This is a genomic window from Streptomyces sp. JLYT201, from assembly GCF_059448825.1.
This window is the reverse complement of record NZ_CM182551.1, coordinates 1,842,932-1,858,642: the sequence shown is the minus strand read 5'-3', so window position 1 is coordinate 1,858,642 and position 15,711 is coordinate 1,842,932. Positions and strand designations below refer to the sequence as shown.

1 protein-coding gene is annotated in these 15,711 nt (G+C 75.0%); it reads left to right on the top strand.

Annotated features, from left to right (window positions below; genetic code table 11):
* Positions 1-22 precede the first annotated feature (22 nt).
* Positions 23-15,667, top strand: coding sequence for a type I polyketide synthase (locus AC5WAM_RS07330; protein WP_495523525.1), 15,645 nt, complete (start codon positions 23-25; stop codon positions 15,665-15,667).
* Positions 15,668-15,711 lie beyond the last annotated feature (44 nt).

The following is a 15,711-nucleotide window of genomic DNA, read 5'->3' as shown; positions in this document are numbered from 1 at the left end:
AACAATGAGCGACTTCGAGGAAATCGCAGCCCATTCTCACCCGGAGGCCCGGCCGCACCCGGAAGGCGCTTCCCGCGCGGCGGCCCCCGCCGCGGACGACGGCCCCCACCCTTCGGCCTCTGACCCTTCGGCCTCTGACCCGGCGGCCCCCGCCCCGGCAACGGATCTGCGCGCCGCCCTCGAAGGCCGCCCGCGCGCGGAGCAGGAGCGGCGGCTGCGCGCCGTCGTCACCGGCGAGGTCGCGGCGGTCCTCGGCGGCGCCGACGGCGATCGCCTCTCCGGCGATCTGTCCCGCCCCTTCCTCGACCTGGGCCTCGACTCGCTGACCGCGGTGGAGCTGCACCGCCGCCTCCAGCGGGCCACCGGCCTCAAGCTGCCCGTCACCGCCGTCTTCGACTACCCCACCGCCGACGCGCTCGCCCGCCATCTGCGCGCCGAGCTGTTCGACAGCGCCGACGACAGCTACGTCCCCGCGGCCCGCCGCGCCGACGACGAGCCCATCGCCATCGTCGCCATGAGCTGCCGCCTGCCCGGCGGCGTCGAGACCCCCGAAGAGCTCTGGCAGCTCGTCGCCGACGAGGTGGACGCCATCTCCGGCTTCCCCGCCGACCGCGGCTGGGACCTCTCCGCCCTGTACGACACCGACCCCGACCGGCCCGGCACGTCGTACGTCCGCGAGGGCGGCTTCCTGCACGACGCGGGCGAGTTCGACGCCGACTTCTTCGGCCTCTCGCCCCGCGAGGCCCTCGCCACGGACCCGCAGCAGCGCCTGCTGCTCGAAGCGTCCTGGGAGGCCCTGGAGCGCGCGGGCATCGACCCCGCGTCGCTGCGCGACTCCGGCACCGGCGTGTTCGTCGGCGCCGAGACCCAGGAGTACGGGCCTCGCCTCAGCGACGCCGGTGACGGCCTGGAGGGCTATCTCGTCACCGGCACCGCCGCCAGCGTCGCCTCCGGCCGCATCGCCTACACCCTCGGCCTCCAGGGCCCGACCATGACGGTCGACACCGCCTGCTCCTCCTCCCTGGTCGCGCTGCACCTGGCCGTCCAGGCGCTGCGCCAGGGCGAGTGCGCGCTCGCCCTGGCGGGCGGCGTCGTGGTCATGGCGTCGCCCGGCTCCTTCCTGGCCTTCAGCCGCCAGCGCGGCCTGGCGCCCGACGGCCGCTGCAAGCCGTTCGCCCAGGGCGCGGACGGCACGGCGTGGGGCGAGGGCGTCGGCATGCTCGTCCTGGAGCGGCTCTCGGACGCGCGCCGCAACGGCCACAAGGTCCTGGCCGTCGTCCGTGGTTCCGCCGTGAACCAGGACGGCGCGAGCAACGGCCTGACCGCCCCCAACGGGCCCGCGCAGCAGCGCGTCATCCGTGCCGCCCTCGCCGACGCGGGCCTCGCGGCCGCCGACGTGGACGCGGTCGAGGCCCACGGCACGGGCACCACCCTGGGCGATCCCATCGAGGCCCAGGCCCTCATCGCCACGTACGGCAAGGACCGGCCGCAGGACCGGCCGCTGTGGCTGGGCTCGCTGAAGTCCAACGTGGGCCACACGCAGGCCGCCGCCGGTGTCGCCGGAGTCATCAAGATGGTGCAGGCCATGCACCAGGGCGTCCTGCCGAAGACCCTGCACGTCGACGAGCCGAGCAGCCACGTGGACTGGTCGGCGGGCGCCGTCGAACTCCTCACCGAGGCCCGGGAGTGGCCCGAGCGCGCGGACGGGCCGCGGCGCGCGGGCGTCTCGTCGTTCGGCATGAGCGGCACGAACGCGCACCTGATCCTGGAGCAGGCGCCGTCGTCCGCCGAGGCGGGCTGCCGGCTGGACGGGCCCGGCGGGCCGGGCGCGGCCGTCCTGTCGGACGTGACCGCCCAGGAGGAGGTGTCCGGTCGCCCGGACGGGGCGGGGCGGCCGGATGCGGCCGGTGAGCCGGGAGCGCTCGGCCGGGCGGACGGGACCGGCCAGCCGGATGCGTTCGGGCGGCTGGACGGGGCTGGTACGGCTGGCGGGTCCGGTCTGCCGGACGGGGTGGGCCCGTCGGACGGGGTGGGCCCCTCGGGCGGGTTCGGCCAGCTGGACGGGGTCGGTCCGTCTGACGGCTTCGGCCTGTCGGACGGGCTCGGGCAGCTGGGCGGGTCCGGTCTGCCGGACGAGGTCGGCGCGTCGGGCGGGACCGGTCCGGTCGGGGGCTCCGGTCTGCCTTCGGTGATATCCGGCCGCGTGCCGCTGGCCCTGTCGGCGAAGTCCGAGGACGCGCTGCGGGCGCAGGCGGCCCGGCTGCGCGAGCGCCTGCTCGTGCGGCCCGGCCTCGAACCGCTCGACGTGGCCTGGTCCCTCGCCGTCACCCGCTCGCGGTTCGAGCGCCGCGGCGTCGTGCTCGGACGCGACCGCGACGAGCTCCTCGCGGGGCTCGAACGCCTTGCGGACGGGGACCTCGTGGCCGGGGGCGCGGTCACCGGCCGCACTGTCCCCGGGGCGGCACGTCCCGTGTTCGTCTTCCCCGGGCAGGGCTCCCAGTGGGCCGGCATGGCCCGTGAACTCCTCGACGAATCACCGGTGTTCGCCGCGCGCATGCAGGAGTGCGCCGACGCCCTGGGCCCGTTCGTGGACTGGGACCTCTTCGACGAGCTGGACGGCGGCAACTTCGACCGCGTCGACGTCGTCCAGCCCGTCCTGTTCGCCGTGATGGTGTCCCTCGCCGCCGTGTGGCGTGCGGCGGGGGTCGAGCCCGCCGCCGTGGTCGGCCACAGCCAGGGCGAGATCGCCGCCGCGTGCGTCGCGGGCGCGCTGTCCCTGGAGGACGCGGCCTGGGTGGTGGCCCTGCGCAGCCAGGCCATCGTCGAACTCTCCGGCCTCGGCGGCATGGTCTCCGTACCGCTGCCCGAGCCGCGGGTGCGCGAGATCCTCACCCAGTGGGGCGACGACCTGTCCGTGGCGGCGGTCAACGGTCCCGCGCACGTCGTGGTCTCCGGTGCCGCGGCGGCCCTGGAGGAGCTGGTCGCGCAGTGCGTGGCCCGCGACATCCGCGCCCGCACCATCCCCGTCGACTACGCCTCGCACTCCGCACACGTCGAAGCCATCGAGGAGCACCTGGAGCGGGTCCTCGCCCCGGTCGCGCCCCGCACGCCCGACGTGCCGCTGTACTCCACCCTCACCGGTGGCTGGCTGACCGACGACACCCTGATGGACGCGGGCTACTGGTACCGCAACCTGCGTCAGACCGTTCTCTTCGAGCACGCCACCCGAGGTCTCCTCGCCGAGGGGCACGGCCTGTTCCTGGAGATGAGCCCCCACCCGGTGCTCACCGTCCCCGTGCAGGCCACCATCGACGCGACCGACAGCCAGGCCGCCACCCTCGGCTCTCTCCGACGCGACGAGGGCGGCGCCGACCGCCTCGCCGCCTCGCTCGCCGAAGCCCACGTCCATGGCGCCGAACTCGACTGGCAGGCCCTCCTGCCCGGCGAGCGCACCGTCGTGGACCTGCCCACGTACCCCTTCCAGCGCCGCCACTACTGGCTGACCGAGGAGCGGACCGACGGCGGCACGCCGCTCGCCGCCGCCACGGACGAGGCCGAGGCCCTCTTCTGGGAGGCCGTCGAGCGCGAGGACGTCGACGAACTGTCCTCCACCCTCGGCGACGTGGCGCAGGGCGCCCTCAGCGAGGTCCTGCCCGGCCTCTCCGCATGGCGGCGCAGGCGCCGCGAACGCTCCACCATCGACGCCTGGCGCTACCGCGCCACCTGGCAGCCCCTGCCAGGCGCCACCCTGCCGCCCGCCCGCCTGACCGGGCCCTGGCTCGTCGTCCTGCCCGACAGCGCCCGCGCGCACCCCTGGGCGACCGGCGTCACCGAGGCGCTGACGGCGGCCGGCGCCGAACCCGTCGTCCTGAGCCTGGACACCGGCGAGGCGACGCGCGCACACCTGGCGGAGCGGCTGCGCCGGGCGGCGGACAGCGGCGCGGCCGAACCCGCCGGTGTCGTCTCGCTGCTCGGCCTGGACGAGTCCCCCCTCGACGGGCACGAGGCCGTACCCGCCGGTGTCGCGGGCACCCTCGCCCTGGTGCAGGCCCTCGGCGACACCGGCGCCACGGCCCGGCTGTGGGCCCTGACGCGGGGAGCCGTCTCGACGGGGCGCAGCGACCGCCTCGACCACCCCCTCCAGGCCCACCTGTGGGGCCTCGGCCGCGTCGTCGCCCTGGAGCACCCCGACCGCTGGGGCGGGCTCATCGACCTGCCCCGCGACCACGACGCGCGGGCGGGCACCCGACTCGCCGCGATCCTCGCCGCCGCCCGCGACGGAGGTGAGGAGGACCAGCTCGCCGTGCGCGGCTCCGGGGTCTTCGCACGCCGCCTCGTCAGGGGCGAGGCGACCGGCGCCGACCTCACCCGCGACATCCGCTGGACGCCGCGCGGCACCGTCCTCGTCACCGGCGGCACGGGCGCCCTGGGCGGCCACGTGGCGCGCTGGCTCGCCCGCGAGGGTGCCGACCACCTCGTCCTCACCAGCCGTCGCGGCCCCGACGCGCCCGGCGCCGCCGAACTGAGCGCCGAAATCGAGGAGTTGGGCGCCCGCGTCACCGTCGTGGCCTGCGACGTCGCCGACCGCGACGCGCTCGCCCGGCTCCTGGACGGCATACCCGCCGACACCCCCCTCACGGCCGTGATCCACACGGCGGGCGTCCTCGACGACGGCGTCGTCGACGCCCTCACCCCCGAGCGCCTCGACGGCGTACTGCGCCCCAAGTCCCCGGCGGCCACCGCCCTGCACGACCTCACCCGCGACCTGGACCTGGACGCGTTCGTCCTCTACTCCTCGGCGTCCGGAGCCCTCGGCAACGCGGGCCAGGCCAACTACGCGGCCGCCAACGCCTACCTCGACGCGCTCGCCGAGCAGCGCCGCGCCGACGGCCTGCCCGCCACCTCCGTCGCCTGGGGCACCTGGGACGGCGCCGGGCTCGCCGACACGACCGTGCGCGCCGACCGCTCGCGCCGCGACGGCATGCCGCCGATGCCGCCCGCACCGGCCGTCGCCGCCCTGCGGGACGCGGTCGAACGCGGCGACGCCTCCGTCCTCGTCGCCGCCGTCGACTGGGACACCTTCCTGCCCGGCTTCCTCGCGGCCCGCCCCAACCGGCTCTTCGACACCCTCCCCGAGGTGCGCCGGCGGTCCGCCGACCCCGCTTCCGCGGAGGCGAGCGCGGACCACGCCCTCACGGGCCCCGACTGGATGCGGCGGCTCGCCCCGCTCCCCGGCGCCGAGCGCGGCACCGCCCTCCTCGCCTTCGTGCGCACCCAGGCCGCCGCCGTCCTCGGCCACTCCTCACCCGAGGCCGTCGACCCGGGCCGCGCCTTCCGCGAGCTCGGCTTCGACTCGCTCACCGCCGTCGAGCTGCGCAACCGCGTCCAGGCCGCCACCGGCCTGCGACTGCCCGCCTCGCTGGTCTTCGACTACCCCAACTCCACCTCCCTCGCCGCCTACTTGGGTGAGGAGGCCTTCGGGGCCGCGCCGGAGGCCGGTGGCGCGCCCGCGCCGGTGGCCACCGCCGCCGACACGGACGGCGACCCCATCGCGATCGTCTCGATGAGCTGCCGCTTCCCCGGCGAAGTCCGCTCGCCCGAGGACCTGTGGCGGCTCGTCGCCGACGGCCGCGACGCCATGGGCGAGTTCCCCGCCGACCGGGGCTGGGACCTCGCGGAACTCTACGACCCCGACCCCGACCGGGCGGGCAAGAGCTACGTCCGCGAGGGCGGATTCCTGCCGGACGCGGGCGAGTTCGACGCGGACTTCTTCGGCATCTCCCCACGCGAGGCCCTCGCCATGGACCCGCAGCAGCGCCAGCTCCTGGAGACCTCCTGGGAACTGTTCGAGCGCGCGGGCATCGACCCGACGACGCTGCGCGGCACCCGCGCGGGCGTCTTCGTCGGCTCCAACGGCGACGACTACATCTCCCGCATGGCCGCCGTCCCCCAGGACATCGAGAGCCACGTCCTCACCGGCAACGCCGTCAGCGTCATGTCGGGCCGTCTGTCGTACGCGTTCGGGCTCGAAGGCCCGGCCGTCACGGTCGACACGGCCTGCTCGGCCTCCCTGGTCGCGCTGCACCTGGCCGCGCAGGCCCTGCGCCAGGGCGAGTGCGACATGGCCCTCGCGGGCGGCGTCACGGTGATGGCGTCACCGGACACCTTCGTCCAGTTCAGCCGTCAGCGCGGCCTGGCCGCGGACGGCCGCTGCAAGGCGTTCGCGGAGGCGGCGGACGGCACCGGCTGGGGCGAGGGCGTCGGCCTGCTGCTCCTGGAGCGCCTCTCCGACGCCCAGCGCAACGGCCACGAGATCCTTGCTGTCGTACGCGGCTCCGCCGTGAACCAGGACGGCGCGAGCAACGGCCTGACCGCCCCCAACGGCCCTTCGCAGCAGCGGGTGATCCGCGCGGCCCTCGCCAACGCCGGGCTGTCCGCCGGTGACGTGGACGCGGTCGAGGCCCACGGCACAGGCACCACTCTCGGTGACCCGATCGAGGCGCAGGCCCTCCTCGCCACCTACGGGCGGGAGCGCCCCGAGGACCGACCGCTGTGGCTGGGCTCGGTGAAGTCCAACATCGGTCACACCCAGGCGGCCGCCGGTGTCGCGGGCGTCATCAAGATGGTCATGGCCATGCGCGAGGGTGTCCTTCCGCCGACCCTGCACGTGGACCGGCCGAGCACACATGTGGACTGGTCGGCGGGTGCTGTCGAGCTGTTGACGGAGGCTCGTGAGTGGGCCGGGCGCGGGGACGCGCCGCGCCGCGCGGGTGTGTCGTCCTTCGGCGTGAGCGGTACGAACGCGCACGTGATCGTGGAGCAGGCGCCCGTCGCGGAGCCCGCTGAGATCGTCGAGCCGGTCGCGCCCGTCACGGCCGTGCCGTGGCTGGTGTCCGGTCGCAGCGCGGAGGCCCTGCGGGCGCAGGCCGAGCGCCTCCGGGACCACGTCCTGGCCGACGAAGGCCTCGACCCGGTCGATGTCGGCTGGTCGCTGCTCTCGGCCCGAGCCGTGCACGAGCACCGGGCAGTCGTCCTGGGGCTCGGCCGGGAGGAACTCCTCACCGGCCTCGATGCGGTGACGTCCGGCGGGCGCGGGGCCGTCACGGGCGCGGTGGCCGAGGGCCGCCTCGGTGTGGTGTTCACCGGTCAGGGCAGTCAGCGCATCGGGATGGGCAAGGAGCTGTACGAGGCCTTCCCGGTCTTCGCGGATGCGTTGGACGAGGTGTGTGCCCATATTGATCCGTGGATAGAACGTTCGCTCCAGAGCGTGATGTTCGGTGCGGATGCCGAGCTGCTTGAGCAGACCGGTTACGCGCAGCCCGCGTTGTTCGCCGTCGAGGTGGCGCTGTACCGCCTGGCGGAGTCCTTCGGGGTCCGTCCGGAGATCGTGGGCGGGCATTCGATCGGTGAGCTGGCGGCCGCGTATGTGGCGGGGCTGTGGTCCCTCGAAGATGCCGCTCAACTGGTGGCGGCGCGTGGCCGGTTGATGCAGGCGCTGCCCGAGGGCGGTGCGATGCTGGCGGTGCAGGCTGCGGAAGCGGACGTGCTGTCGCTGCTCGACGGCCTGTCGGACCGTGTGGGTGTGGCGGCTGTGAACGGTCCCGCGCAGCTGGTGCTCTCCGGTGATCGGGCGGCGCTCGAAGGCCTGGAGCAGGCCCTGCGTGACCAGGGCCGGAAGGTGAAGTGGCTGAAGGTCTCGCACGCCTTCCACTCGCCCCTGATGGACCCCGTCCTGGATGACTTCCGGCGTGTGGCACAGCAGTTGACGTATCAGGACCCGACGTTGCCGGTGGTCTCCAACCTCACGGGTGAGCTGGCGGATCCTGCCGAGCTGAAGGACCCGGAGTACTGGGTGCGGCACGTCCGTGAGGCGGTGCGCTTCCTCGACGGTCTGAAGGCACTGACGGGGCAGGGTGTCTCGACGCTCCTGGAGCTGGGCCCCGACGCGGTGCTCACCGCGATGGCCCACGACACGCTCACCGAGCCCGCCGCCCAGGCGGGCCTGGTCGCCGCCGTCCGCAAGGACCGCGCGGAGCCCGACACCTTCCTGACGGCCCTGGCGCAGCTGCACGTACGCGGCATCGCCGTCGACTGGACCCCGGTGTACGCCCCGGTCGAGTCCCGGCGCCGTGTCGAGTTGCCCACCTACGCCTTCCAGCGCGATCACTACTGGCTGGACCTCACGGAGTTCGCGGCCACTGGCGCCGGAACGGGCGGGGCCGCCGCTGACGAGGTGGAGGCGCGGTTCTGGGAGGCCGTGGAGGCCGAGGACCTGGAGTCGTTGAGCGCCGAGCTGGGCGGTGGTGCCGACGGCGGTGCCCTTGGTGAGGTGCTTCCGGTCCTGTCGTCGTGGCGGCGGCAGCGCCGCGAGACCTCCACGGTCGCACGGTGGCGGTACCAGGAGGCGTGGAAGCCGGTGGCGGGCCTCGCCCCGGCAGCCTTCGACGGCGCGTGGTGGGTGGTCGTGCCCGCCGACGAGGACGCGTACCCCTGGGTGGCGGCGGCGGTCGCCGGTCTGGAGGAGCGCGGCGCGCGCGTGACCCGCGTCGCGGTCGCCCCGGACGAGGCCGACCGTGAGGCGCTGGCCCACAAGCTGCGTGAACTCCTCGGCGGGCAGGGTGAGTCGACGCAGCCGCGGGGCGTCCTGTCGCTGCTCGCCCTCGACGACAGCGAGGGTTCCGCCCACCCGACCGTCTCCGTCGGGCTCGAAGGGGTGCTCGCCCTGCTCCAGGCCCTGGGCGACGCCGACGTGGCGGCACCGCTGTGGGCCGCCACGTGCGGCGCGGTGGCCACCGGCCGCTCGGACCGGCTGACGGCGCCGCGCCAGGCGCCCGTGTGGGGCATGGGCCGGGTCGCCGCACTTGAGCAGCCGCAGCGCTGGGGCGGTCTGGTCGACCTGCCGCCGCACCCCGACGAGCGGACGCGGCTGCGGCTCGCCGACGCCGTCGGCGCGGCGACGGGCGAGGACCAGCTCGCGGTGCGCGGCTCGGGAGTGTTCGTGCGCCGCCTCGTGCGCACGGTGGCCGGTGAGGCCCCGGCGGGGGAGTGGACGCCGGGCGGCACGGCCCTCATCACCGGTGGCACGGGTGCCATCGGCGGTCACGTGGCGCGCTGGCTGGCGCGCGCGGGTGCCCGGCACCTCGTCCTGACGAGCCGTCGGGGCGCGGACGCGCCCGGCGCGGCCGAATTGCGGGCGGAACTTGAGGAATTGGGTGCCGAGGTCACGATCGCGGCCTGTGATGTGGCTGATCGTGACGCGTTGGCGCGGCTTCTCGCGGAGATTCCGGAGAGCGTGCCGCTGACCGGTGTGTTCCACACGGCGGGTGTCCTCGATGACGGCGTGCTCGATGGTCTGACGGCGGAGCGGTTCGCGACGGTCTTCCGGCCGAAGGTCCAGGCGGCCCTGAACCTGCACGAGCTGACGCGCGACAGCGAACACCTCACGGCCTTCGTCCTGTTCGCGTCCGTCGCGGGCTCGATGGGCATCGGCGGACAGGGCAACTACGCGGCGGCCAACGCGTTCCTGGACGCCTTCGCCGCGCACCGCCGCGAGCTCGGCCTGCCCGCCCTGTCCCTGGCCTGGGGCCCGTGGGCGGGCGGCGGCATGGCGGCCGACGGCGGAGTGGTCGAGCAGCGCGTACGCGACAGCGGCATGCCCGCGATGGAGCCCGGCCTCGCCGTCGCCGCCATGGCCGCGGCGCTCGCGGACGCGGCGGCGCCGGGCGGCGCCGCGGCGGTCACCCTCGCCGACGTCGTCTGGGAGCAGTACGCGCCCGGCTACGCGACGGCGCGCCCCTGCCACCTGTTCGACCAACTCCTTCCCGCCGAAACGGCCGACCCGGCCGACCCGTCCGGGAAGCGGGCGGCAGGGCCGGAGCGGGCCGGTGACCCGTCCACAGCCCCGCTCGCGGAGCGGCTCGCGGCCCTCCCCGCGGCGGAGCGGGAGCGGGCGGTCCTCGACCTCGTGCGCGACCGCGTGGCCACCGTCCTCGGCTACCCGGCGGGCAAGACCGTGGACGCCGCCCGCCCCTTCAAGGACCTGGGCTTCGACTCGCTCACGGCGGTCGAACTGCGCAACCTCGTCGGCGCCGCCAGCGGACTGCACCTCCCGGCGACGCTCATCTTCGACCACCCGACCCCGGCCGCCCTCGCCCAGTACCTGCGCGGCGAACTCCTCGGCGGCCTCGCGCCCGCGGACGCCGAGCGCCCGGCCGCCGCCCCGGCGGGAACGGGCACCCCGGACGACGGGGACCCGATCGTGATCGTGTCGATGAGCTGCCGCTTCCCCGGTGGCGTCCGCAACCCCGAGGACCTGTGGCGCCTGCTGCGCGACGGCGTGGACGCCATGGGGGACATGCCCGACGACCGCGGCTGGAACGTGGGGGAGCTCTACCACCCCGACCCCGACCACCCCGGAACCAGCTACGTCCGCGAGGGCGGCTTCCTCCACGACATGGCCGAGTTCGACGCGGACTTCTTCGGCATCTCCCCGCGCGAGGCGCTCACCATGGACCCGCAGCAGCGGCTCCTCCTGGAGACCGCGTGGGAGGCGTTCGAGCGGGCGGGCATCGACCCGGCGACCCTGCGCGGCAGCCGCACCGGCGTCTTCTCCGGCACCAACGGCCAGGACTACGAGCACGTCCTGCGCGCCGCCCCCGACGGCGGCGAGGGCTATCTCGGCACCGGCAACGCGGCGAGCGTCGTCTCCGGCCGTCTGTCGTACGCGTTCGGGCTCGAAGGCCCGGCGGTCACGGTCGACACGGCGTGCTCGTCCTCCCTGGTCGCCATGCACCTTGCGGCGCAGGCGCTGCGCCAGGGCGAGTGCGACCTGGCTCTGGCGGGCGGCGTCACGGTCATGTCGACGCCTGACACGTTCATCGAGTTCAGCCGTCAGCGCGGCCTGGCGACCGACGGCCGTTGCAAGGCGTTCGCGGAGGCGGCGGACGGCACCGGCTGGGGTGAAGGCGTGGGCCTGCTGCTCCTTGAGCGCCTGTCGGACGCACGCCGCAAGGGCCACCAGGTCCTCGCGGTCTTCCGTGGCTCCGCCGTGAACCAGGACGGCGCCTCCAACGGCCTGACTGCCCCCAACGGGCCTTCGCAGCAGCGGGTGATCCGCGCGGCCCTCGCCAATGCCGGGCTGTCCGCGGGTGATGTGGACGCGGTCGAGGCCCACGGCACGGGCACCACTCTCGGCGACCCGATCGAGGCGCAGGCCCTGCTCGCCACGTACGGCCAGGACCGCTCGGCCGAGCGGCCGCTGTGGCTGGGCTCCATCAAGTCCAACATCGGCCACACCCAGGCCGCCGCCGGCGTCGCGGGCGTCATCAAGATGGTGCTCGCCCTGCGCGAGGGCGTCCTGCCGCAGACGCTCCACGTCGACCGCCCCAGCTCGCACGTGGACTGGTCGGCGGGTGCCGTCGAGCTTCTGACGGAGGCCCGTGAGTGGGCCGGGCGCGGGGACGCGCCGCGCCGCGCGGGTGTGTCGTCCTTCGGCGTGAGCGGCACCAACGCGCACGTGATCGTGGAGCAGGCGCCCGTCGAGGAGTCGGCGGAGCCCGTGGAGCCGGTCGCGCCCGTCACGGCCGTGCCGTGGCTGGTGTCCGGTCGCAGCGCGGAGGCGCTGCGGGCGCAGGCCGAGCGCCTCCGGGACCACGTCGCGGGCGACGAAGGCCTCGACCCGGTCGACGTGGGCTGGTCGCTCCTGTCGGGGCGTACCGTGCACGAGCACCGGGCGGTGGTCTTCGGCCGGGACCGGGACGAGTTCCTGACCGGCCTCGAAGCGCTCGTACCCGGCTCGGTCGTCGAGGGCCGCCTCGGTGTGGTCTTCACCGGCCAGGGCAGCCAGCGCATCGGCATGGGCAAGGAGCTGTACGAGACGTTCCCGGTGTTCGCGGATGCGTTGGACGAGGTGTGCGCTCATATTGATCAGTGGATAGAACGTTCGCTCCAGAGCGTGATGTTCGGTACGGACGCCGACCTCCTTGAGCAGACCGCTTACGCGCAGCCCGCGCTGTTCGCCGTCGAGGTGGCGCTCTATCGCCTGGCCGAGTCCTTCGGCGTACGCCCGGAGATTGTCGGCGGCCACTCGATCGGTGAGCTGGCGGCCGTGTATGTGGCCGGACTGTGGTCCCTCGAAGATGCCGCTCAACTGGTCGCGGCCCGGGGGCGTTTGATGCAGGCCCTGCCCGAGGGCGGCGCGATGCTGGCCGTGCAGGCTGCGGAAGCGGACATCCTGCCGCTGCTCGACGGCCTGTCGGACCGCGTCGGCGTGGCCGCCGTGAACGGCCCCTCCCAGATCGTGCTGTCCGGCGAGCGCGGTGCCCTCGAAGGCCTGGAGGAGATCCTGCGCGGTGAGGGCCGGAAGGTGAAGTGGCTGAAGGTCTCGCACGCCTTCCACTCGCCCCTGATGGACCCGGCCCTCGACGGTTTCCGTGAGGTCGCGGCCAAGCTGACGTACCAGGAGCCGACTCTCCCTGTCGTCTCCAACCTCACCGGTGAACTGGCGGATCCCGCAGAGCTGAAGGACCCCGAGTACTGGGTCCGTCACATCCGCGAGGCGGTGCGCTTCCACGACGGCGTGAAGGCATTGACCGGGCAAGGCGTCTCGACGCTCCTGGAGCTGGGCCCCGATGCGGTGCTCACGGCCATGGCGCACGACACCGTCACCGAGCCGGAGGATCAGGCCGGGCTCGTCGCGGCCGTCCGCAAGGGCCGCGCGGAGCCGGACACGTTCCTGGCCGCCCTGGCGCAGCTGCACGTGCGCGGCGTCGAGGTCGACTGGGCGCCGCTGTACGCCCCGGCCGGGGCGCGCCGCCGGGTCGCCCTGCCGACGTACGCCTTCCAGCGCCGGACGTACTGGCCGCGCGCGGCCGTCGGCGTGCCGGGGGACATGGCGGCGACCGGCCTGGTCGCGGCGGGGCACCCGCTCCTGGGGGCGGCGGTGCCGCTGGCCGAGGGGGACGGGTACCTGCTGGCCGGGCGGCTTTCGCTGGCGACGCATCCGTGGCTCGCGGATCACGCGGTGGCGGGCCGGGTGCTGTTGCCCGGTACGGCGTTCGTGGAGCTGGCCGTGCGGGCCGGTGACGAGGTCGGGTGCGGGGTCCTCGAAGAGTTGACGCTGGCGGCCCCCCTGGTGCTGCCGGAGCGTGGTGCCGTACAGCTCCAGGTCAGTGTGGGCGCCGCGGACGCCGACGGGTGCTTCCCGGTGAGCGTGCACTCCCGCGACGCGCAGGACCCCGAAGGGCCCTGGACCCGGCACGCGTCCGGCTTCCTGGCCGCCACGGACGGCGCGGCGGAGCCCGAGGGCCTCACCGTCTGGCCGCCGCGCGACGCGGAGCCGATCGACGACGCGGCCTCCCTCTACGACCGGCTCGCCGGGACGGGGTACGGCTACGGGCCGGTGTTCCAGGGGCTGCGTGCCGCCTGGCGGCGCGGCGACGAGGTGTTCGCCGAGGTCGCGCTCCCGCAGGAGCAGGCGGCGGACGCCACGGCGTTCGGCCTGCACCCCGCCGTCCTCGACGCCGCCCTGCACTCCACCCTGCTGCTCGACGAGGAGCGCCAGGGCCTCGGCCTGCCGTTCGCCTGGAGCGGGGTGCGGCTGCACCGGGCGGGCGCCGCCACGGTCCGCGTCCGGCTGGCCGCGGCGGGCACGGACGCCGTGTCCCTGACCCTCGCGGACCAGAGCGGCCAGGTGGTCGCCACCGTCGACTCGCTGGTGTCGCGCCCGGTCTCGGCCGAGCAGCTCGGCGGCGGGGCGGTGAGCGACTCGATGTTCCACGTGGAGTGGAAGCCGCAGATCCCGACGCCGTCCGCTGCCCCCGTCCCGTACGTCTCGTACGAGGCGGTGGCCGCCGGTGGTGACGTGCCGGAGGCGGTGGTGTGGCACGGCGGTGTCCCCGCTGGTCAGCCGCGGCCCGAGGCGGTGTCGGCGCGGTTGGCCGAGGCGCTGGGCGTGGTGCAGGACTGGCTGGCGGACGAGCGGTACGAGTCCGCGCGGCTCGTCGTCGTGACGCGGGGCGCGGTCCCCGCCGACGGCACCGAGGAGGTCCCCGACCCCTCGGGCGCGGCCGTGTGGGGTCTCGTGCGGTCCGCCCAGGTCGAACACCCGGGGCGCTTCGTCCTGGTGGACACCGACAGCGACACCGAAGGGGGAGTCGACGCGGCCACGCTCGGTGCCGTACTGGCGTCGGGCGAACCGGAAGCAGCGGTCAGGGGCGGCTCGGTACGGGTGCCCCGGCTGGCGAGGACCACCACCGCCCCGGCCACTGCCGACACCGCGCCGTGGGGCGAGGGCTCCGTCCTGGTGACGGGCGCCTTCGGCGGCCTCGGCCGCCTCGTGGCCCGGCACCTGGCCGAACACCACGGCGTACGTGACCTGCTCCTGGTCTCCCGCAGGGGAGAGACGGCGGCCGGTGCCGGTGAACTGCGCGACGAACTCCAGGCCCTCGGCACGAAGGTCACGGTCGCCGCGTGCGACGTGGCCGACCGGGGCGCCGTGGCCGCGCTGCTCGACGAGCACGGCGCGGACCTGTCGGCCGTCGTGCACGTGGCGGGCGTCCTGGACGACGGCGTGGTCACCGCCCTGACGCCCGAGCGCGTGGACGCCGTGCTGCGGCCGAAGGCGGACGCGGCGCTGCACCTGCACGAGCTGACCGCGGGCCTGGACCTGAGCGCCTTCGTCCTGTTCTCCTCCGCCGCCGGGGTCCTCGGCAGCCCGGGCCAGGCCAACTACGCGGCCGCCAACTGCTTCCTCGACGCCCTGGCCGTCGCACGCCGCGCCCAGGGCCTCCCGGCGACCTCACTCGCCTGGGGCGTATGGGCGCAGGAGAGCGAGATGACGGAGGGCCTCGGCGACGCGGACCTCCGGCGCATGGCACGCGGCGGCGTCGCCCCCCTGTCCACGCGCCAGGGCCTGGCGCTCCTGGACACCGCCGTCACCCTGACCGGGCCCGACGCACCCGCCGTGCTCGTGCCGCTGCACCTGGACACCGCGTCCCTGCGCGCCTCCGCGGGCCCCGACGGCGTACAGCCCGTGTTCTCCGACCTCGTCCGCACCCCGGCCCGCCGGGCCGGCAGGGCGCTCGCCCGCTCCGGCGGCACGGCGGAGGCGAACGGCACCGGGCCCGCGCTCGTCAGGGAATTGGCGGGACTTTCCGGAGCGGACCGGGAGCGGGCCCTGCTCGACGCGGTACGCGGTAATGTGGCGACAGTGCTCGGGCATTCCGGGCCCGAGGCAATAGGTGCCACCCGTGGATTCCTTGAACTGGGGGTCGACTCGCTCACCGCGGTGGAACTCCGGAATAGGCTGAACTCCCTTTCCGGACTGCGGCTCCCGGCGACGCTCATCTTCGACTACCCGTCGCCCGCGGCGCTCGCCGCCCACCTGGACGAGACCCTGCCCCGCGACGGCGGCACGGCGGACGGGGCCGAGGGGCCGCGCGCCGGCGGGCTCGCCGCCGAGCTCGCGGGCCTGGAAGCGGCCCTGGCAGCGGGCCCGCTGGCGGACGACCAGCGGACGGAGGTGCGCGGCAGGCTCCGGGCCCTGCTCGGCAAGCTGGACGCCGGGGAGCCGGGCGAGGCCGCCGCGGCCGGCATCGCGGAGAAGCTGGAGGACGCCGACGACGATGACATGTTCGACTTCATCGACAATGAACTCGGCGTTTCCTGACCGCGCTTCGCGGTAATGCGCGGCAATTCGTAAAGGGGTCCGTA